This window comes from Chitinophagales bacterium (genome assembly GCA_019694975.1).
Classification (GTDB): Bacteria; Bacteroidota; Bacteroidia; order Chitinophagales; family UBA10324; genus JACCZZ01.
Genome location: JAIBAY010000001.1, coordinates 39,501 through 60,929, shown reverse-complemented (window position 1 = coordinate 60,929; position 21,429 = coordinate 39,501). Strand labels below are relative to the sequence as shown.

14 protein-coding genes are annotated in these 21,429 nt (G+C 46.3%); 2 read left to right on the top strand and 12 right to left on the bottom strand.

What is annotated here, in order from left to right:
* Positions 1-2: 2 nt before the first annotated feature.
* From K1X61_00215 to K1X61_00190, 6 genes are all read right to left on the bottom strand, one after another.
* Positions 3-1,409 carry a bifunctional UDP-3-O-[3-hydroxymyristoyl] N-acetylglucosamine deacetylase/3-hydroxyacyl-ACP dehydratase gene (locus K1X61_00215; protein ID MBX7107047.1) on the bottom strand — a complete coding sequence of 469 codons (1,407 nt, stop codon included), beginning with the start codon at positions 1,407-1,409 and terminating at the stop codon, positions 3-5.
* 103 nt (positions 1,410-1,512) lie between these two features.
* Entirely contained in the window at positions 1,513-2,544 is a 1,032-nt protein-coding gene (gene lpxD, locus K1X61_00210) for a UDP-3-O-(3-hydroxymyristoyl)glucosamine N-acyltransferase (protein MBX7107046.1), read from the bottom strand.
* A 296-nt stretch (positions 2,545-2,840) separates the two neighbouring features.
* Positions 2,841-4,193, bottom strand: a complete 1,353-nt coding sequence (locus tag K1X61_00205) for an alkaline phosphatase family protein (GenBank protein MBX7107045.1) — start codon at positions 4,191-4,193, stop codon at positions 2,841-2,843.
* A 154-nt stretch (positions 4,194-4,347) separates the two neighbouring features.
* A complete protein-coding gene (locus K1X61_00200) occupies positions 4,348-5,967 on the bottom strand; it encodes a T9SS type A sorting domain-containing protein (protein ID MBX7107044.1) in 1,620 nt (539 codons plus the stop codon).
* 183 nt (positions 5,968-6,150) lie between these two features.
* On the bottom strand, positions 6,151-9,000 hold the full coding sequence (locus tag K1X61_00195; protein ID MBX7107043.1) for a TonB-dependent receptor: 2,850 nt from the start codon (positions 8,998-9,000) through the stop codon (positions 6,151-6,153).
* Positions 9,001-9,130: 130 nt separating this feature from the next.
* Positions 9,131-10,105, bottom strand: a complete 975-nt coding sequence (locus K1X61_00190) for a polyprenyl synthetase family protein (GenBank protein MBX7107042.1) — start codon at positions 10,103-10,105, stop codon at positions 9,131-9,133.
* Positions 10,106-10,377: 272 nt separating this feature from the next.
* Between K1X61_00190 and K1X61_00185 the strand changes: the two genes are divergently transcribed.
* Positions 10,378-10,869 (top strand): hypothetical protein, encoded by a 492-nt coding sequence (locus K1X61_00185; protein ID MBX7107041.1) that lies wholly within the window; start codon positions 10,378-10,380, stop codon positions 10,867-10,869.
* Between the two features lie 6 nt (positions 10,870-10,875).
* Here the strand turns inward: K1X61_00185 and K1X61_00180 are convergent, their stop codons facing one another.
* The 5 genes from K1X61_00180 to K1X61_00160 all read right to left on the bottom strand — a co-directional run bounded on the left by K1X61_00180 (position 10,876) and on the right by K1X61_00160 (position 16,505).
* On the bottom strand, positions 10,876-11,472 hold the full coding sequence (locus K1X61_00180) for a DUF3109 family protein (GenBank protein ID MBX7107040.1): 597 nt from the start codon (positions 11,470-11,472) through the stop codon (positions 10,876-10,878).
* 66 nt (positions 11,473-11,538) lie between these two features.
* On the bottom strand, positions 11,539-12,174 hold the full coding sequence (locus tag K1X61_00175) for a response regulator transcription factor (protein ID MBX7107039.1): 636 nt from the start codon (positions 12,172-12,174) through the stop codon (positions 11,539-11,541).
* A 107-nt stretch (positions 12,175-12,281) separates the two neighbouring features.
* Positions 12,282-15,458 carry a hypothetical protein gene (locus K1X61_00170; protein ID MBX7107038.1) on the bottom strand — a complete coding sequence of 1,059 codons (3,177 nt, stop codon included), beginning with the start codon at positions 15,456-15,458 and terminating at the stop codon, positions 12,282-12,284.
* A gap of 136 nt (positions 15,459-15,594) precedes the next feature.
* Positions 15,595-15,990: a hypothetical protein gene (locus K1X61_00165; protein ID MBX7107037.1), complete on the bottom strand. Its 396-nt coding sequence runs from the start codon at positions 15,988-15,990 to the stop codon at positions 15,595-15,597.
* 269 nt (positions 15,991-16,259) lie between these two features.
* Positions 16,260-16,505 carry a hypothetical protein gene (locus K1X61_00160; GenBank protein ID MBX7107036.1) on the bottom strand — a complete coding sequence of 82 codons (246 nt, stop codon included), beginning with the start codon at positions 16,503-16,505 and terminating at the stop codon, positions 16,260-16,262.
* Between the two features lie 594 nt (positions 16,506-17,099).
* Here K1X61_00160 and K1X61_00155 point away from each other — a divergent pair.
* Positions 17,100-18,650, top strand: coding sequence for a glycine--tRNA ligase (locus K1X61_00155; protein ID MBX7107035.1), 1,551 nt, complete (start codon positions 17,100-17,102; stop codon positions 18,648-18,650).
* Between the two features lie 47 nt (positions 18,651-18,697).
* On the opposite strand, the gene K1X61_00150 is transcribed toward K1X61_00155, so the two are convergent.
* Positions 18,698-21,385, bottom strand: a complete 2,688-nt coding sequence (locus K1X61_00150) for a PKD domain-containing protein (protein ID MBX7107034.1) — start codon at positions 21,383-21,385, stop codon at positions 18,698-18,700.
* Positions 21,386-21,429: the final 44 nt, after the last annotated feature.

Sequence of the window (21,429 nt, the reverse complement as noted above, 5' to 3'; positions counted from 1 at the left end):
GGTCAGGAAAGCGGTTGTTCTTTGCGGACAATTTTAGCCACAAGGTCGGCTTCTGTCATCACTTTGTTGCCAACATACACGATGCCCCGCATTTCACAGAGGCCGCGGCGGATGGGACTCAGCAGTTCGAGTTTCAGAATCATAGTATCACCCGGCACTACTTTGTTTTTGAATCGTGCATTGTCAATCTTAAGAAAATAAGTGTCCCAATGTTCAGGATCCTCCACGGTATTCAGCACCAGGATGCCACCGGTTTGTGCCATGGCTTCAATCTGCAATACGCCGGGCATTACAGGGTTACCGGGAAAATGGCCCTGGAAGAAATTTTCATTGAAGGTTACATTTTTAACACCTACTACATGCTGATCGCTTATCTCGATGATCTTATCAATGAGCAGGAAGGGATACTTGTGCGGCAGCGACCGTTCGATCTTCCGGATATCATACACTGGTGGAAGGTTAGGATCGTAAACAGGAATATCTTTCATGGCTTTCGATTCCTTGATAAAGCTTTTTATTTTTTTTGCAAAGGCGATATTCGTCGAGTGCCCGGGACGTGTAGCCAGTATCCTTGCTTTGATGGGTGTTCCGATCAATGCCAGGTCGCCCACAACATCCAGCAACTTATGACGGGCCGGTTCATTGCGGTAGCGCAGTGCTACGTTGTTGAGATAACCTTCCTCCACTTCAATGTCTTCACGGTTAAAGAGCCCTGCCAGTTTTTTTAGCCGGTCGTCTTCTATTTTGTGATCCACAATTACCAGGGCATTGTCGAGTGAACCGCCACGGATGAGATTACTGTCTACCAGTGATTCTATTTCATGCAGGAAACAGAAAGTCCTGGCTTCCGCAATTTCCTGTTTGAACTGACTGATATGATCCACCATGGCATGCTGCGGACCAAGCACCGGCGAGTTGTAATCTATCATCACTGTCAGCTGATACTCTTCCGAAGGAATTGCCACCATTTCCACATTTTTCTGTTCATCGCGGAAGCTGATGTTTTTCGGCAGGCAGAAATATTCTTTTCTGAAATTGGTTTGCTCTTCTATGCCTGCATCAAGAATGGCGTCAACGAACATGAGCGAGCTGCCATCCATGATGGGCACTTCCTGTGCATCCAGCTCAATCAGAGCATTGTCTATCTCCGTGCCTACCAGAGCGGCAAGCAGATGTTCGACCGTACTAACCTTCACCCCATGCTGCATCAGCGTGGTGCCGCGTGATACATCCACCACTAGATCCACATCGGCTTTCACGGTAGGCTCCCCTTCAATATCCATACGTTTGAATATATAACCGTGGTTGCCCGGTGCCGGACGCACTGTAAGGTTGACACTCTGGCCGGTATGCACACCAATTCCTGATAGGGTAAATGGCTTGCTTAATGTTTGTTGAAATACGCTCATGATTTTTTCTTTCGAAGAGATTCTTTAGTTACCAACTTCCTGTGTCCATCGTAGTGGCTGTATTCGCATCAGTACAGTGTATGTCCGGTTAACACGCGGTTTGCTAATGACTTTGCAATGATTTTTTCTCCAGCTCTGCCACCCGTTTATCCAATGCCGGCAAATTACGAAAAATGGATTGCGACCGCAGCGAAGCAGTGTATTCAAAAGCCGGTGCACCGTTCCATGCTTTGTTTTTTTCCTTTATGGATTTTGAAATGCCACTCTGTGCATTAATGCTGCTGCCATCCGCGATTTCAATATGCCCTACAAATCCAACCTGTCCGCCAATGCGGCAGTGTTTACCGATTTTTGTGCTTCCGGAGATACCGGTTTGAGCGGCAATCACCGTATGCTCACCGATCTCCACATTGTGTGCTATTTGTACGAGGTTGTCCACCTTCACACCTTTTCTGATGATGGTGGAGCCCAGTGTAGCACGATCTATACTGGTATTGGAGCCGATCTCCACACCGTCTTCAATTTCCACATTGCCCAACTGCGGCACCTTCAGGTAACTGCCATCGGGCTGCGGCGCAAATCCAAATCCATCTGCACCAATCACTACGCCAGCATGGATAACACAATCTTTCCCGATCCTGCAATTCCGGTAAACGCGGACACCGGGATAGAGTATCGTATCATCGCCAATCGTGGTGCCTTCACCGAGGTAAACATGCGGGAAGATTTTCACACGGTCACCCAGCTGCACATTCTTGCCTATATAGCTGAAAGCACCAATATAGGCATCAGCACCGATAGCCGCAGCACTATGAATGAAAGAAGGTTCTTCCGTACCGATCAGATCATGATGCGGGTTGTTGAAGCGCTGCAACACACTGGTGAAAGCTATATACGGTTGTTCAACCCGAATCACAGCCGGCCTGATGTTTTTCTTCAGTACCAGGTCATTTGCCACAATAATTGCCGAGGCTTTAGTGCTGTAAGCATAAGGCTCATATTTGGCATTGGCGATGAAGCTGATTGCACCTGCTGACGCTTCTTCAATTTTAGCAGGATGCGTAATGATTTCGGCTGGATTTCCCTCCAGATTTCCCTTAAGCAAAGTACACCATTCTCCGGCCGTCATTTTCATCGCGCAAAAATAACCTTTTTTTCATGTTGAACACGCCAAAAGCGGCCGGTTGGCTGCGGCCAAACCATACAGTAACAAGGGCGTTTTACAAGTTTGAAATGCAAATCAGGTGAAAGAAAAAATCTGCCTGAAATTATTGAAAGTATATAGGTCTTCTCATTAGGATATTTCCGGTAAGGAGGTGATAACGGGGCGCATCTTAAGTAGAAACACTGCCGGCACTTGCTTTATCGGGCAATAAGGAACTTGATGGAGCATGTTGGCTTTAATTGTCGATATGCAGTCCCGTAAGCTGACTACCACTTCAATTCCGCTTGCCGGATCTCATATTGCCAAGCCACCTTATTATCGGCTGTGATGGCTGTGATACCAGCCACACGGTTATTACGTCCGCCGCTGATGGTAACTTTTATAAAATTCTGTTCGGTGACGGCGGCAGGCACCACGCGGTATGGGTTTTTGAATTCTTTTGTCTCCGCAAATTTTGCATAACTGCGTGAAGTGAAAGCAGAACCTGTTATATCGTATAAAGGATAAAGGCCTTCCGGCTGCACTTTGATGATCTCGGAAAAATGACGGTCGCCACTGAGCAAAACGACACCGGTGATGCCGTTTTCCCGGATAAGTTTCAGCAGGGCATCATATTCTTTCCTGTAAAAACGGAAACTTTCAAAATCATTCAAAGGATTGAGGACCTGACTGCCGAAGACCAGGAACTTGAAAGATGCTTTTGAATAAAGCAGGTTATTCACAAGCCAGCTAAATTGCCTGTCGCCCATAAATTGTTTTTCGCTGCTGCTGTCGTTCATGACATCATCCGACCGGTAATAACGATCATCAATCAGAAAGAAATCGCAGTCACTCCAGGTGAATTTTGTATAGACGCCGGGATTGTCAGGTTCACCATAGGATTTATTCCCCCAGAAATCTTTAAATGTTTGCAGTGAAACATCTTTCAGCTCAAAAGAGGAACCTGCATCATTGGGACCATAATCATGATCATCCCAAATGGCAAAATTAGGCCTCGACGCCAGCAGGTGCTGCATGTTGCTGCATTTGCGTGTATGGGTATAACGATAGTAGAATCCGCTCCTTGAAGTGTAATCTGCCTCACGCGTATATGTATTATCGCCAAGCCAGAGCATGAAATCAGCGGGGACTTTTGCCATTGTATCAAATATGCGCGGGCTTAATCCATACACTTCGCCGGGCCGGTCGGAAGGAGGGTCGTTAATATAGGCACAAGACCCAAACAAAAAAGAGAAGTCGGGTGCCGGACGCCTGTACTCCCAGATATCTTTGGTTTTAAAATGCAGCGGGTAAGAGAAGGCCTGCTTTTTATTGTTTAGGTATATTTCATATACATATTCCGTGTTCATATCGAGATTCTCCAGCACTACCTTCTCCGGATTGTATGCTTCGCCCAAGGCGCCTGTATAGTGAATAGTTTTTGCGATGGATGCATTATCGGCAGGATAATATTTTAAGTCAATGGAGCGGACTGCTTGTGAAACCTCTATCCATACCAATGCTTCCCGATGTTCCACATAACCAAGCATCGGCCCGGCAACAAGCAGGGTAGTATCCTGGCCGGTTACCACTTTCATATTTAGTTGCAGCAGCGTGAGCAGAAGCAGAAGACGAGACATGCTTTTTAATTTTCTGTAGTGAATGTAGCAATTTCATACGTATAGGATGCGATCGCTTATGCATTCAATTATCCAGCATTGCTTTTTGCAATCCTGCAAAAAAAATCCGCTCCGTTATCAGCAGAGCGGATTTGCAATTTCAAAAAAATATGAATTACCTGGCTACTGTAAGTTTGATCACCTGGTTGTCGTACCCTGATCTTACCTGCAGGAAGTAAAGGCCTGTTGCAAGATTCGGAGCCTGAATGCTGATGTTATGATAACCTGCAGCCAGTTGTTCATTCAACACTTCACTGATCATCCTTCCGGACAAGTCGGTGATGGCAATATTAACCATATTGGCTTCCTGTAAATTAAGTTCTAAGGTTGCGTTATCGCTCATAGGATTTGGGTAAATGTTGATGCCTGAGATTGTGTTTGGTTCAGAGACGGACGTATAACCGGAATTGTTGGGTGTCCAGTTGGCCCATCCAAGTGTCCAGTCGGTTGTGCCAAAAGCGCCGCGAAAATTCACCACTTCAAAAAAGGGATCTGTCAGGTTGGTAACAGAGAAAGCAGCACCGCTTAAAACGGGTGAACCTGCTGCCGGCAAAGCATTGGGAGCTGCAAGATTAAAAGGATCTGTCAGCATCACATCGGTATTCGCGGTATAAACAGTATTGGCATAAGCAGCAGTATTGAACCATCCGCTGATATCAAATGCACTGCCGGAAGCCACTTCAAAACTGCTGGCACAACCCGATAAGACGGTATTGCGAACCTGCAGCAAATCCGCCGTTGCATTTGTTTCGGATGCCGCGCCATCTACCATGATACCGCTGGGATAACCCATCAGTATGCTGTTGTAAATGCAAGTTTGTGTGTTTCTCCGCAAGTGAGCGCCGCGTTTGTAGCTGGCATTAAATGCGCTGGAGGATGTCACCTTAGGACCTGCGATGGTAACATTGGAAAAAAGCGCATGTGTTACCGGCGTATTCGTTGAACCTGTTGCATCGTTGTCAGATTCAAATCCATTGGAACCACTGATGTCTGCGATATTAGGATCGCGAAGCGAATAAAGGAATTGAAGTTTTCCGCTGTAACCGTTGTCGGTGTCAAAATCATCGTCCAACCCGCGGAAAGCAATAAGGTATTTAGCGTTAACAGTTCCGCCAAAAAACTCGTAGGAATCATCGCCGGAGTAACTCACTTGTATATGTTCAAGCACGGTTCCTCTTCCCACGCCGCCGCAGGTTAATCCGTTGATTTCATTGTTGGGTGCAAAAGCAATCCCGGGAAACTCAATGCGTACATAACGCAACACACCGGAGTTGTCGTTGTCGTCAGGGGAGGTGCCGCCACCATAGGTACCATTGCCCTGGCCATCATCCACTCCACCTTCGATAATCGCTTCTCCGCCTGCCTGGTTAATGGATGCTTTACCCAAAAGAATGATGCCGCCCCAGTCTCCATAAGTACGGAATCCGGTTGGACCATTAGAAGTGAAAACAATGGGTTCATCAGCGGTTCCGTCTGCGATCAGCTTTGCGCCGCGTGCAATTATGAGTGCGCCTTTTGAGAACTTGTCGCCTTTAATAAGTGTGCCGGGTTCGATCGTGAGTGTTGCACCATTCGTTACATAAACAAATCCTGAAAGCAGGTAAATGTTTTCTTTCGTCCACGTAGTATTGCTGGTAATGTAACCTGAAACTTCCTGCACGGGCGCCTGGGCAAACGAGAGTGTTTGAACACCAAGCATCGCCATCAGCAGGAATAATGTTGTAGATTTTTTCATGATTTTTTTTGTTTGCGCAAAACTATTATCATCATGTTACTTCCGTCTTAACACAAGTTTAGTTTAATGTTAAGAGATCACCTGCGCGAAACATTAAGATAATCCAGACATCAGATACACCTCTTTATATTATGCGTTTGCGACGATTTTGTTACGCCAATGTCAACCGCAGCATTGTTAACATTAAAAGCTATAGCTGAAAGAAAGTGAAAAATTGGAGCCGGTCTGCTGCCTTATGATGATGGTATCATCTCCTTCCGTATCCAGCTTGCCGTTCACATTCTGATCCTGGTAAAAGGTGAGGCTCTTCGCTAAGATATCGTTCATATTCAGCTTGAGACTGCCGCCTTTAAAAATCCTTTTGCTGATTTGTGCATCCAGCAATGGCCTGTGATCTTCATAGATATCAGGATAATTCTTGTCGCCGATGGCGTCAATCCTCCTGCCGATCTGATTATAGAATAAGCCGATTCCCAGTTCACTCACGGGTTCCGTATAGGTAAATCCAAAGTTGATGATATAGGGTGACTGGCCCTGCAACGGACGTACCGGCTGCCATGCATTTGGATCATTTGACTGGTCAACTTTTGACTTGATAAATGCAAGATTAGTGCTGAATGCAAAGTTGTCGAACTGGTTCCAGCGGAAAATTTTTTTCAGAAAATCAAGATTTTTCCTGAGCTCCAGTTCAATGCCGTATACGGTGGCAGACGTTGCATTCACCCATGTTACCGTACGCGAGCCGGCGCCGGATCCGGGATAGACTTTCTGCTCAATAGGGTTGTCGAAGTTCTTATAGAATGCGCTGATGGAAACCACCTGTCCATTGCCGAAAAAGTTTTCAAACTTGAGATCATAGTTGCCGATAGCAGTGCGGCCAAGTGAATCATTCCCTATACGGCTTTCCATTTCATCAAAGTTATAGAATGAGAAAGGCGCCACTTCGCGGAACTCCGGCCTTGATAATGTTTTTGAATAAGCGGCGCGAAGGTTGATTTTTTCTGTGAGTGCATAAACCAGGTTGACGGAAGGCAAGAGATCGAAGGGCAGTGTATTAAAATCTGCTGAACTTGTGTGATAGTCAACGGGCGCGCCACCATATTCAAAAGAAGTAAGTGTCTGATCAAAGAACTCAATGCGTGCTCCCCAGATCAGGCGCAGCTTCTCCAGCAGCTGGTTATCCAGCATGGCATAATAAGCGTGCAAAACAGAAGATGCGGAATAGGCATCGGAAGGGTTGGTGATTTCATCGATTCTGAAACCCGTTTCACTGATGTTTTCCGCTGCAAAAATATCTGCGGGCGCCTGGTAAAAAATATCTGCATTGCCTGGTTCCGAATAAAACTTGCCGATGTCATATACCACATAACCCAGTACACGCGCAGCAAAGTCACGTGACTTCCATTGGTGAAATGTTCCGATTTTAAACGTACTGGTATTGTTGAGAAAAATAAACGGTACCGCAACGTTTACACCGGCACTGTAATTATTTTCTGCAAGCGATGAATAAAATTTCCCTCCATAGTTGGGCGAAGCCGAACCAAAAGGAACATAGGTGGTGAAGGCTGAGTCTTCATAGTTTTTGAAATAGTACAACCTGCGGTAATCAGGCTGATTACGGGTTGTTTTTGCGTATGCTCCGTTCCAGTCGATCTTTATTTTGGAACTGCGGAGATAATGATATCCTTCGAGCTGACTGGTGAAGAGGCCGTTTTCAATATAGTTGTAGGCATAGGCCTGCACATCGCGGACATTGCTGAATTCATCGCCGGTACGAATGGTCATAATGTCATCTGTATTGACGGTATATGAATTTTTAAAAGTGAGTTTGTTGTTCTCATTGAAGTTGTAAGCGAGATTCAGCAAACTTCCCCACGATACATTGTTTCTGCATTGTGCATCATGGTATTCATACTGACGTGTGCCATCTGATGCGAAATCATAGCGCGAGAAATTTGACAGCTTATTGGAACTGTTGTACGTAGCTCCGCCCACCAGCGCAAAGGTTCCTGCATTGCCGGTGCGCTTTTTTAAACCTCCGACCAGCTGCCCGTTGAATCCGGGTGCGGCAGATTTTGTTGTTTCAAATGCCCAGTCGTTGGGCAGCATGCGCGAGTAATCCAGGATTTCAGTGTTGGCGGAATTGGCAAGACTGGTAATCGTTTCCGTTCCGGGAAAACCGGAAGGCAATGCGCGGGTGCCGTCATCTTTTCCCAGCCAGTCTGTTTTACCGCCATAGGTGGCATACCACGTATTGAAATTCGCCAGTGTATTTATGCCGGTGCCGGCGCTGATATTGAGAAAATTCTGTTCCGGCACATCCCGTGAATTAATGGTCACTACTCCACCCGCAAAGTCGCCGGGCAAATCGGGCTGCGCCGTTTTCACAATAATGATGTTGTCTACAAGAAAGGATGGGATCAGGTCGAAAGAAAAAACCTTTCGGTCGGGTTCCGTGCTGGGCAAAGGAGAACCGTTCATCATGGCAATGTTGTAACGGTCGGGCAACCCGCGCACAATAACAAAGCGCCCGTTTTGAATCGTTACGCCGTTCACACGTTTTAATGCATCGCCGGTATTTTTATCAGGTGTCTTACGAATTACATCGGCAGATATGCCATCTGACACAGAGGCAAAATTTTTCTGCATGATGAGCAATGAGTTCACATTTTCTTTTGAAAAGGAAGAAGTAACCACCACCTCTTCTAATTCATTGGCATTGCTTTCCAGGGCGACCTGGAGCGTTGTAACTTCCCCTGCTTTTACTTCCACGTCACGGATTATCTTGCTGTTATAGGAGACATAGGATACGAGGAGATGATATTTGCCCGGCTGCAATCCATCGAGTGAGAATCTTCCGTCAATATCCGTAGCTGTTCCAATCTCCTGATGGTCCTCAAGTGCGACAGTAGCGCCGATAAGGTCCTCACTGTTCCTGCTGTCAACGATATGGCCGGCAATGGAACCTGTTTGTGCAGCTTGTATGGAGAAACAATAAAAAAGAAGCAAGAGAGCAGGGAAATATCTTTGCATAAAAAAATTTTTGCAAAGAACCTGCTATGGTTTAATGTTACTATTAAGGCGGTGTTAAGTAATAGTTAACTGAATATGATTGCGGGCTGAAGGAATTGTTACGCTTTGATAAACTGCAGGCTGTTATCCGTTATTTTTTTCTGGCAGTAGTGAAATCCACGAGTTCTTCCAGCGACCTTCGTGACGGAGAATCAGGAAAGGAGGTGAGTAGTTGTAATGCCTCTTCTTTATACAGATTCATTTTGGAGGCGGCGTATTCAATACCACCTGACTGTAAAACCATTCCGATGATCTCATTCACTTTTTCTTTGTTATCGTGATGGTTTTTGATGGTGTTGATCACCTTTCTTTTCACGGCGGAATCAGCGTGGTTTAATAAATAGATGACAGGCAATGTCATTTTCTTTTCTTTGATGTCGATGCCTTTCGGTTTGCCGGTATCATCAGTGGTGTAGTCGAGCAGGTCGTCTTTGATCTGAAAGGCGATGCCGATTTTCTCTCCAAACAGTTTCATCTTTGAGACGTCGTCGGTGGAAACACCGGATGAAGCTGCACCGCATGCACAGGCCGAAGAGATCAGTGTAGCGGTTTTCTGCCGGATGATTTCAAAATATACTTCCTCGCTGATATTGAGCTTGCGGGTTTTCTCAATCTGTAACAATTCACCTTCACTCATTTCCCGCACGGCATCCGATACAATTTCGAGCATGCCGAAATCTTTATTGGAGATGGAGAGCAACAGGCCTTTTGACAGCAGGTAATCACCAACGAGCACAGCAATCTTATTTTTCCAAAGCGCATTGATAGAGAAGAATCCACGACGTTGATAGGAATCGTCCACCACATCATCGTGTACCAGCGTTGCGGTATGGAGTAATTCAATAAGAGCCGCGGCACGGTAGGTCTTTTCCGTAATATCGCCAAACATTTTTGCGGAAAGAAAAACAAACATTGGACGCACCTGTTTGCCCTTGCTTTTTACAATATACCGTGTGATAGCATCTAACAACGGCGTATTGCTCTTCATCGAATCGTGAAACTTATGCTCAAAAAGTTTCAACTCCTTTGCAATAGGCGCTTTGATATGATCTAAGGCAGATGACATGGGCAGAGCGTGAAAATAGAGTATTTCATTTATTGTTGGTGTGCATATGGATGAAGGCTGCACTTCATATTGAAGCTATGACAGAGAGTATTCATGTTGACAATCGCTGACTGACGTAGTATCTTAAGACGGCATTCCTGCTTCATAGCAAGAGGAGAAACATCAAGCCATTAGCTGATAAGGTCATACACCTGGTGCCGTTTTCTGTTAACATATCGTTTACAACATCAATTCCATCACTTCTCTACCTTTCGCAGCTGAAAACAATTTTTATGGGAGCTGGTATGTTTGCAAGATTCAATCGCCGGAGAATCGATAATGAGAATGTGTTCTTCCTGTTCCTCCGGAGAATCAGCCTTCCGCTGTCAAGAATTGCATTTTTCATCGTCTTCTTCTGGTTCGGCGTGTTAAAGATGATGGAATTAAGTCCTGCCATCGGTGTAGTGCATCTTATCTATGAACATACTGCCTGGTTCATACCCTGGCATGTTTTCATCATTTTATTTGGCGCATACGAATGTGTTATCGGAATTATCCTGTTATTCCCGGGAAAGGAAAAGTATGCGCTTTACATGCTGATACCACATGCCATAACCACTTTTGCGCCATTGATTCTATTGCCTGGCCTTGCGTGGAGAGGGCTACTGGTGCCTAACCTTATTGGCCAGTACATTATCAAGAATCTTGTGATTATATCGCTTGCGATTTTTATTGCCTCTTTTGAAGCGGAGCACCGCCGTCAAAAGGAGTTGCGCGGAAAATAAGTTTCATCAACGCAAAGGGAAGATTCCGGCATCCTTTTCTTCTTTAAATGCCGCGGCGCCCGCTAACTGTTCATACCATGCAGCACCGTATTTCCTGATCAGCGCATCTTTCACAAATCGAAAAACAGGCGTGCCGAGTTGTCTGCCCAGATCACAGGCTGGTGCGCAGACATCCCATTTATTGTAATTCACGGCATCATAATGTTCATACCTGGTTATTCTTACCGGATATAAATGGCAGGAGATGGGTTTCCGGAAGTCAGTTTTACCTTCGAAGCAGGCTTTTTCAATGGCACATTTCGCTATGCCATTTTCAAAAAAAACATAGGCGCACTGCTTCATGCCCATCACAAGTGGTGTCACAAAATCACCATCACTGTCAATCAGCCACTTGCCGAACTGCTGCACGGCTGCGATGCCTTCTTCCGACATATATGGCTTCACCGTATCATAGATGGACTCGAGGACGGCTGTTTCAGCGAATTCCAGCGGAGCACCGGAATCGCCGGCCACGCAACAGGCACCCTTACATTTATCGAGTGCACAGGTAAATTGCTTTTCCAGCAATTCATCAGACACAATGGTATGATCGATTAATATCATCGGGCAAAGGTAAAGCGGATTATCATCAGGTGAAGCGGAATCGCTGTTCAGCGACGTAATCTGTGTTCATATTTTCCTGTCGGGAAAAGCTTTGCTGATGGCTTCCGTTACAGAATGAACACGTAATTTCTCGTACATGCGTTTGATATAGGTACGGACAGTTTCGAGGGTTACATGCAATTCAGCGGCAATCATTTTGTAGCTGTAACCATTCACCAGCAACTGCAGCACCTGTTGTTCCCTTTGCGTGAGCTTATCAATTTCTTCGCTGCGTGCAGGTTGTTTGGGAAACAATTGCAGCACTTTACGGGCAATCGACGACGTCATCGGCGCACCGCCGTCCACTACATCACGTATGGCATCCAGTATTTTTGCCGGTGGTGTCTTCTTCAGGAGGTAACCGGTGGCGCCGGCGCAGATAGCTTCAAACACACGGTCGTTATCTTCAAAAACCGTAAGCATCAGCACATTTACATCCGGAAATTTGTTGCGGATGATCTTCAGCCCTTCAATACCGTTTACGCCTGCCATTTCAATATCCATCAGCACTACATCCGGCTTCAGAACGTCGACCTGCGCTTCCACTTCATTACAGTTTTCATAGGCGCCGCAGAGCTCAAAACCTTCGGCTTTGACAATCAGCGATGAAAGACTTTCCCGCAGGAAAGTATTGTCTTCATAAATTATAATGTTGACAGGCATGATGGCAGTTGTGTATGATTGGTGAAATCAAGCGGTACGGGCAGATTGCGATACACGGTTTTTTTTGGGTTCAAGATATATGATTCAGGTTTGAACAGCGTAACTTATCAGGAAGTGACAACAGGCATTTCCAAACGGACGGTGGTGCCTTCACCCTGTTGTGATATTATTTCCAGCCGGCCTCCTATGGATTTTGCACGCTCTTTCATGTTTACCAATCCGTTGCCGCTGCGGAGTTTCTCCACCTCAAATCCTTTCCCGTCATCTTTAATGGTCATGATCATTTTGCCATGCTCCCTCGAAAGGCGAATATTGGCATTCGCTGCCTTCGAATACTTCGCTACGTTATTCACCGCTTCCTTAAAGATCAGGTAGAAGTCTTTTCTTTTCTCCATGGGAATAATAAAATCCTTCACTTCTTCATCGAGCCTGATATGCAAATCAATGTTGCAGGCTTCCAGGATGTCTCCGGCATATTCACGCATGCGGATGAGTATGTTACTCAGCTTATCGTTGTTTGGATTCACTGACCATACAATCACGCTCATCAGTTCCATGGCTTCCTTAGATGCCGTGCTGATGGTATCAAACAATTCCTGCTCTTTGTTCTGATGATCGTTTCCGTCTTTCGCCAGTTGACTCATAAGGGAAATACTGCTGAGGGTGGAGCCGATGTCATCATGCAGGTCGCGGGCGATTTTGCTGCGGATGGAAAACACCTTCTTGATCTGATTGATCCGGTAACGGTACAAAGCATACAGTGCCGATCCGGCGACGATCGTGCAGAGCGAATAAAACCACCATGTTTTCCACCATGGTGGCGTGATAACAAGGAATAAGGAGGTGCCGGATTCATTCCAGACGCCATGATTATTTGTTCCTTTCACTTTAAACGTGTAACAACCCGGCGAAATATTGGTGTAGGTTGCAGTTCGCCGGTTGCCAGCCAACACCCAGTCATGATCAATCCCTTCCATCTGATAGGCATAGCTGTTAGCTTCCGCATCATCAAAATTCAAGGCCGCGAAATCGATACTGCAGAAGTTCTGATTGTACTGAAGCGTCAGTTTTTTTGAACGCATAAAATCGTTCACCAGCTGAACATCTTTACCCGAAAGTATGGATTGATTGAACAACCTGAAGTCGGTGATCACAATGGGCGGCACGGTTTTATTTACCGGAATCATGGCGGGGAAGAAGGATTGAAATCCCTTCTCGCTGCCGAAAAAGAAGCGGCCGTCTTTCGAAACACAGGCGGCATTTTCACTGAAGCGGTTCGTGTTAAGCCCGTTTTCAACAGTGTATCTTTTTGCATCATTGGCCAACGGTTGAAACCTGGTAATGCCGTGTTGCGAACTGATCCACAGGTTTTGCTGATCGTCTTCGAGTATGGCAGCGATGGCTAAGTCATCACCTGACTGCGGATAACTTTTAAAACGCGTGGTTGACGGATCAAAAGAGAGCAAGCCCTGTTCCGTACCAATCCATATAAGTTGCAAGTCATGGCTTACATGGATGAATAAAAACCTGGCGCCGGGCAGGGCATCGCTACTCTGATAACGGTGGAAGGTTGCGGTGTGCGTATCAACACTCAGCAGGCCATTATCCGTGCCAACCCAAAGCGTACCATCAGCACCTGTTTTAAGGTGACGGATGATAAATGATGGATTGACCTCATCCGGCACTTTATTGATGACAGCCCTGTTGCACACCTTTGAAACCGGATGATAGCTGCAGACACCCATTCCTGTTCCAATCCAGATGATGCCGTCGTTATCTTCTTCCAGGCAACTCACCATGTTGCTGATGAGTGAATATACAGTCCCGTTTTTTTGCAGGTGAATGATGTTTGGACGGTAGTGTGCGTTTTGCAGGAAAGATTTTTTTTCTGAAGCGTTAACAACAAAAACGCCAACGCTGCTCCCTGCATACAAAGAGCCATCGGAAGCAGCCAGCAGGGAGGTGACATACACCTTACGGTTTGCAGTGAGCAGTTTATCGGAAAGCACCAGTTTTTTTATTTGTGCATGCATGTTGAGTGCATACAGCGTATCACAATCTGATGTGGCAAACCAGGTAGTTCCGTTGCGATCCTGCGCTATGGCGCTGATGTTGGCTGATTGAAGGTAAGCGGCATTTATATGTGTGACGGAGAAAAGTTCCTGCAGCGGATGCCATTTGGAAACGCCTGCGTCGGTGGCAATCCAGCAGCTGCGGTCGCCGCTTTCATAGATGAAGTTCACGCCACCATCTGAAAGGCTTCTTGAATTGGCAGGGTCGTGACGGAAGTTCACCAGGTTGCTGATGCTCTGTTCATCCGAAAACCGGAAACGGTATAAACCGTTTTCATACGTTGACAGCCAGCAATTCTGCGCACGGTCAATATATAGCATGCTGGTTGATTTAATTGCGCCGCCTGCAGCTGCATTGATGTCGCTGAACAAATGGCGGAATGTATACTTACCCGAAGCCACGCTTGCGGCAGTCAGCAGATCAATCATGCCGAACTGCGAAGTCAGCCAGATGTTGTTGGAGCTGTCGCAGAAAATCTTATAAATGTCATTGGAAGCGATGGAGAATTTATTGAGTGAATCATATACAAAATGATGAAACGAGACTTTCTTTTGCGCCACATTTATTTCCTGTACCACGTTCAGTCCGTTTTTGGTTGCAATAAAACCCCTGCCATTGTGATCGAAGCAAATGGAAGAAACGGTATTACCTGAAAGACTGTTGTTGTCAGCTGTGTTCACCGCGCAATTAATAAATGAATAAGTGGTAACACCTGCAGTCACTATGGGAATCATGATGGAAAGCCCGCCGTTGAGAGTGCCGATCCATAAATTTCCGGCGTTATCTTCCGCAATGGCAAACACTTCATTGCTGCACAGGCTGTTGGAATTTTCCGGATCATGGAAGAACCGTTCAAAATCATTGCGCAGGTAATCGTATCGGTTGAGCCCGTTGCGGGTGCCAACCCAAAGGTTGCCGTGATGGTCTTTGAAAAGAACATTTACTTCATTGTCCGAAATAGAATGATTGTTGCCGGCAAAAGGCATAAAACGCTGATAGCTGACGCCGTCAAAACGAAACAAGCCTTTATAGGTCCCGAACCACATGAAGCCCTGATCATCCTGCTGTATGGCATTGACGAACAGTTTTGGTGATTCAAAATCTTTAAGGAGGTTGCTGAATGCCGATTGGTTCACCTGCCCGCTGATCGGGCAATGGGATGCCAGCAGCAGGAGTGTGGTGAGCAACAGCTTTGATGAAGTACGCGACAACTGCCGCATAGTGTTTTTTATTCAAGGTAATCTGAACTTGCAATACAGCGCTTCTGCAATGATGTTAGAAGCATTCAGCAACGAATGCCATGCTTCCGCTACTGCAGGGCGCTGACGTATTTTTCCCGGAAGGAAATTACAATGGCGTTCTTATGATGATCTGGCAAACGCTTGGGCAGTGATAAGCACCTTCCGCTGCAAAAGCCTGCTGAACAAATGCGCCTGCATGCCTGAATTTTTTCTCACCGTTTGCACCGTCGTTGGCGGCACTATCAGCAGGATTGGCAGGAGGGGTGGTGGGCGTTGGTTCCCCTTCAAGCTCACGGCCCGGAACCTGCAATTTGCCATTTACATCTACCAGGTCAAAAGACGAACCGGCCGGCAGAGTAATGGTCAGGTCTGCTCCCTTATCAAGATAGGCCTGTATATCTTCCGGCTTCACTACATATTCTTTTGTGCAGGATGACAACATTGCAAAAAGGTAAAGGGTGGTTCCGGCAAACAGCAGCCGCACGGGAATAGTGTTTTTCATGGGATGTTTTTTATTTAGTGAATGAATATGAAATAAATATAATTAACAATTCCGAGTCATGGCAGGAAATTTTAAGGCAGGCTGCGTATCCAGGCTGAAATACCGCGATTTTATTGTGCCCTTTGGTGGCAATTGAATGACTGTTCATTGCTGTTACCTGCTACAATTTGCCATGAAAAAAATTACATTTTGATTCCTGTCACTTACAACGTTTTGCTTTTGGGAATCCGTGAACTTGATGGCAAACATCTTTCTCCCTCTGTACGATGTTACATCCTGATAGGTAACCTGATGGCTGCAGCAACAAACGCACGCAGCAGATGCAGGTATTGCGCGAGGGATTTCTGTTCCCTGCGGGGAAAGATGCAATTCGGCGCAATATCCATCTGCTGATGGCGTATGGCCATCCATTCACTGTCAGAGAATACATGCGGTGAAGATTCATTTTCGTCGGCCGGTTTCCTGAGCAATGGGCCGGAATTAAAGGCATTCGTAGAAAAGTTTGATGGTTTCATGTTAATTCATTTTAATCAGGTGATGGAATGATTTAATGTGACAAAGATCCTCACACATCTGTTGCTGATCAATCCCATGATGATGGGACACCAGCCGCCTTCAGCATGAAGTCATATCGTTTTGTACATGACTGACAGCAGCACTAAAAAAATTCCGGCCGGTATAAAATTTCCGGCCGGAATCACTCACCAAACCTCTCTTTGATGCTTCATTTATAGTGACGCGTTTTGCAACGCGGGATATCTTAGTCAGGGATCTTTGTTAAACAGGATGTTTCCTTTTCCTTCTTCACCGCTTCTTTCGTCCACTGCGGTTGTAACCGCCGCGTTTTAACTGCTTCCCGATGATTCTTTAAGTTCTTATAATCTGTTGCTTTCGTATACAAAGCTACCTTCATCGGCAACTCCAATCAATCCCATAATAGTGGACATGCTTTCATGCTTACCGGCTGAACGGCTATCAGCGTGTAATTCGTTTCATCACGATCCTGTTGATGATTGTGGAATTGCCGAAGCACCCCATCACGATGCGGTAAGTACGCCACGCATAATGATGTGGTGTGTTTTTCAACTTAGCCCATTAACTTTGCGGCCATGGCAGAGCAAAAGGATTTATTCAGGGACATTGTCTCCCATTGTAAAGAATACGGATTCATTTTTCCATCCAGCGAGATCTACGACGGGCTGAGTGCTGTTTACGACTATGGTGAATACGGAGCGGAGCTCAAGAAAAATATCAGGGAATACTGGTGGCGCGCCATGGTACAGTTGCGCGATAATGTGGTGGGAATTGATGCAGCAATCTTCATGCATCCGGAAACATGGAAAGCCAGTGGCCATGTGGATGCCTTCAATGATCCTATGATTGATAACAGGGATTCGAAAAAAAGATACCGGGCTGATAACCTCATTGAAGATTATATCGCAAAGCTGGAAGCCAAAACAGAGAAGGAAGTTGAAAAAGCAAGGAACCGGTTCGGTGATGCGTTTGATGAAACACAATTCAGGAACACCCATCCGCGGGTGTTGGAAAATCAGCAGAAAGCAGATACTATCAATGCGCGCATGAAAGCGGCACTCGAACAAAATGATATGGCTGCCATGCGACAGATTATTATCGACTGTGAGATTGCAGATCCGGTCAGCGGCACCCGTAACTGGACAGAAGTGCGGCAGTTTAACCTGATGTTTTCCACGCAGGTCGGATCACTGGCGGAAGAGTCCAGTACAGTTTACCTGCGTCCTGAAACGGCACAGGGCATTTTTGTTAATTTTCTGAATGTGCAGAAAACCGGCCGCATGAAAATTCCATTCGGCATCGCGCAAACCGGAAAAGCTTTCCGCAATGAAATTGTTGCACGGCAGTTCGTTTTCCGTATGCGGGAATTTGAACAGATGGAAATGCAGTTTTTTATCAAGCCCGGAACGGAAACATCCTGGTATGAACACTGGAAAGCCACACGCATGCAATGGCATCTTGCATTGGGATTTCCGCCGTCCGGCTACCGGTTTCATGATCACCTGAAGCTGGCGCATTATGCGAAGGCGGCCTGTGACATTGAGTTTAATTTTCCTTTCGGCTTCAAAGAGCTGGAAGGCATTCATTCGCGCAGCGACTTTGACCTGGCACAGCATGAAAAGCATTCCGGCAAGAAGTTACAATACTTCGATCCTGAGCTCAATGAAAATTATGTGCCTTATGTGATCGAAACATCTATCGGCCTCGACAGAATGTTTCTGGCTGTCATTGCTGCTTCCTACCGGGAAGAACAGGTTCCCACAGCCGTGGCAGGAGAGGAGGCAACACGCGTGGTATTGAATATTCCACCCTGCCTGGCACCGATCAAAGTGGCCGTATTGCCATTGATGAAAAAGGACGGACTGCCTGAAAAGGCGCTGGAAATCTTTAATCAGCTGAAGTATCAGCATATGTGTCATTATGAAGAAAAGGATTCTATAGGGAGAAGATACCGGCGGATGGATGCCATCGGAACACCGTATTGCATAACGGTAGATCACCAGACGCTGGAAGACGGAACGGTAACCATCCGTGAACGCGACACGATGAAACAGGACCGCATTGCTTTAGCACAGGTGGGAAGCATTGTGGCTGATCGTGTAAAATGGCCGGAGCAGCCACAGTAACAATAAAAGTGTTTCAGCAAAGTAAACGATCCGCGACTGGTTCCACCTTACTCTACGTCGAGTACAAGTTTGCGCAACATGACACTGTCTTTTAATTGAACTTGTAACAGGTACACCCCTGCAGCAAGGTTATTCCTGGCGAAATCGAGAGTATGTTCGCCGGCATCAAAGCGCTCATTACTGATGATGTTCCTTTTTATTCCTGCTGTACTTATCAGTGAAATACTTACCGGCGATGCAGTGGCGAGCATGAACCGGATTGTAGTTGTTGCATGCATCGGGTTGGGGAAAAGCTGAAGTTCATTGGCTGATGTTGGTTCTTCTGTAAATACACCCACCACGGTTACCTTATGGCAGACCGTATCCTGCGTGCATCCGTCAGTTACCGCCATACAAACATTGTAGATACCGTCTTCAGCATAAATGTGCACAGGATTTTGCTGCATGGAAATATTGCCGTCATCAAAATACCATGCCCATGAGTTGGCAGTGGCAGAAGACTGATCAGAGAAAAAGACGGTATCAATGGATTGTGTGAAAGAAAATCCCGATTCAAAAGCAGGGCATTCGATTACAATTACCTGGCAACTAGTATCATTGCCGCAATCATTTTTTGCGACCAGGCACACTTCATAGGTGCCACCGAAATCATAAGTATGAACAGGATTGCTATTGGTAGAAAAGTCACCGTCACCAAACATCCATATCCACTGGTCCGTATACAGTGATTCATCGATAAAGTTAAAAGTGAAACTGCCGGTGGTGAAGTAGCTGAATCCCGCAGCAGGCGGTACGCAGATCTCAATGGTCTGACAACTGGTATCTGATCCGCAGGCGTCTGTCACTACGAGGCAAACATCGTAGGTGTCGCTGACGGAATAAGCATATTGCGGGTTTTCTTCCGTGGAAGTGCTTCCATCGCCAAAAGTCCAGAACCAGCTTTCTGATGATGGAGAGGTATTGACAAAGGATACGAGACCGCCGTCAATGGTGTATTCAAACAGCGACAAGGTAGGCGCCACACAGACTGTAACATTCTCGCAATAAGTGCTTTCAGAACAACCTTCATCAATAGCGGTAAGGCATACCTGGTAGTTACCGTTGTTGAGGAACGTGTGTTCCGGATTTTCTGATGATGATGTGCTGCCGTCACCAAAGTCCCATTGCCAGATGCCGGCATTGGTGGATGCATTGCTGAAGGTGGCTGTTCCGTTATCAAGTGTATAAGAGAATGAGGCTGAAGCGGGTGCCCCACAGATATGGATTACAGAGCACAAGGTATCAGGCAGGCAGTTGGTGGTTTTTGAGATGAGGCAAACTTCATAGACACCGGTTGCGGCATAGGTATGAACCGGATGTTTCTGTCCTGATGTGTTGCCGTCGCCGAAAGTCCAGAACCATTCGGTACTGTTTTCAGAGTTGTTGTCGAATGTAACCGTAAATCCGTCTACTGCATAAGTGAAAGAAGCATAGGAAGCACACGTGGGAGCAAGTTTCACTACCCACCAGTCATAGCTTCCATGGTTGCCGGTAACATTCTCATCGGTAGAATTGGTGTAGCCGGTGACCAGGTAACTGGTATCAGCAGTGAGCAGGCAGCTGGTGCTCCGGTCGACGGAAGTGCCGCCAAGGCACAACTGCCAGTTGAGCGTTCCTGCAGTTTCAGTTTCTATCATCCAGATATCATCGCTTCCTATATGACACGTTAAATCACCGGAAACTGCAGAAGATGAGGATGGAACGGAGATGTAACGGTTCACCACGTTTCTGAAGATCGCACCGCCGTATTCCTTGTCATCGCCTCCGTAGCTGTCGCCTGAAAGAAATACACCATTCAGGTCAGTGCTGAAGATCCAGGCATTCTGATTGGCCGCTTCGGTAATCCATCCTGATATCACGTAATTTCCGGATCCGTTTTCCGTCAGTTCTGTAAGTCCGTCATTGCTGGTGTCACCATAACATTGCGTCCATTGAAAATTGCCGGTCTTGCCCACTTTCACCAGCCAGGCATCTGAACCACCGTGATTAAGGCCCTGCACATTGCCATCATTAGAATATGTATAGCCGCCAACGAGGAATCCACCTGACAAGACAGGTATCAGCGCGGTGTAAGCATCTTCGTCCTGTCCGCCTTTCGCTTTTTGATCAATCAGGTTTCCTGTTTGATTGATGGATATCAGCCATGCATCACCATTTGCCTTGTAACCGGTCACATCTCCATCGGTAGAATAAGTCTGACCAATCACAAAGTAGCCGCTGTCAGACACAGCCAGGTCATAGGCAAAATCATCATTGCTTCCTCCATAGGTTTTTTCCCAGATGAGGTTGCCTGTTATGCCAACGCCGACAACCCAGAAATCTTTCTGACCATGATTGAAGCTAACATCACCATCATCTGATGCAGTTTCACCGCATACCACATAGCCTGAACTGCTGACAGCAACTGAGCGGAAGATATCGGCATTGGAACCACCATAGGACTTTTGCCAGAGGATAGAACCATCAGGATTGGTTTTCACCAGCCATCCGTCGGAACTGCCGTGATTGGCCGTAACATCACCGTCGGTAGAATTCGTGAACCCGCAGATCAGGTAACCTCCATCACTTGTTTGAATGGCGGAATAGGCGCGGTCGTTATTGCTGCCACCATAACATTTTGCCCACTCAATAGTTGGTGTTTGCCCGCTCAGCTTTCCGGCAAAAAGGAAAAAAAGAAGTGTAAAATATAACTTCATGAAATTGAAATTTATCCGTTATAACTGTTGCGTAAAGATCATGA

Coding starts and splice junctions, on each gene's coding strand:
- K1X61_00215 (MBX7107047.1), bottom strand. CDS start 1,409: ATGAGCGTATTTCAACAAACATTAAGCAAGCCATTTACCCTATCAGGA.
- lpxD (MBX7107046.1), bottom strand. CDS start 2,544: ATGAAAATGACGGCCGGAGAATGGTGTACTTTGCTTAAGGGAAATCTG.
- K1X61_00205 (MBX7107045.1), bottom strand. CDS start 4,193: ATGTCTCGTCTTCTGCTTCTGCTCACGCTGCTGCAACTAAATATGAAA.
- K1X61_00200 (MBX7107044.1), bottom strand. CDS start 5,967: ATGAAAAAATCTACAACATTATTCCTGCTGATGGCGATGCTTGGTGTT.
- K1X61_00195 (MBX7107043.1), bottom strand. CDS start 9,000: ATGCAAAGATATTTCCCTGCTCTCTTGCTTCTTTTTTATTGTTTCTCC.
- K1X61_00190 (MBX7107042.1), bottom strand. CDS start 10,105: ATGTCATCTGCCTTAGATCATATCAAAGCGCCTATTGCAAAGGAGTTG.
- K1X61_00185 (MBX7107041.1), top strand. CDS start 10,378: ATGGGAGCTGGTATGTTTGCAAGATTCAATCGCCGGAGAATCGATAAT.
- K1X61_00180 (MBX7107040.1), bottom strand. CDS start 11,472: ATGATATTAATCGATCATACCATTGTGTCTGATGAATTGCTGGAAAAG.
- K1X61_00175 (MBX7107039.1), bottom strand. CDS start 12,174: ATGCCTGTCAACATTATAATTTATGAAGACAATACTTTCCTGCGGGAA.
- K1X61_00165 (MBX7107037.1), bottom strand. CDS start 15,990: ATGAAAAACACTATTCCCGTGCGGCTGCTGTTTGCCGGAACCACCCTT.
- K1X61_00160 (MBX7107036.1), bottom strand. CDS start 16,505: ATGAAACCATCAAACTTTTCTACGAATGCCTTTAATTCCGGCCCATTG.
- K1X61_00155 (MBX7107035.1), top strand. CDS start 17,100: ATGGCAGAGCAAAAGGATTTATTCAGGGACATTGTCTCCCATTGTAAA.
- K1X61_00150 (MBX7107034.1), bottom strand. CDS start 21,385: ATGAAGTTATATTTTACACTTCTTTTTTTCCTTTTTGCCGGAAAGCTG.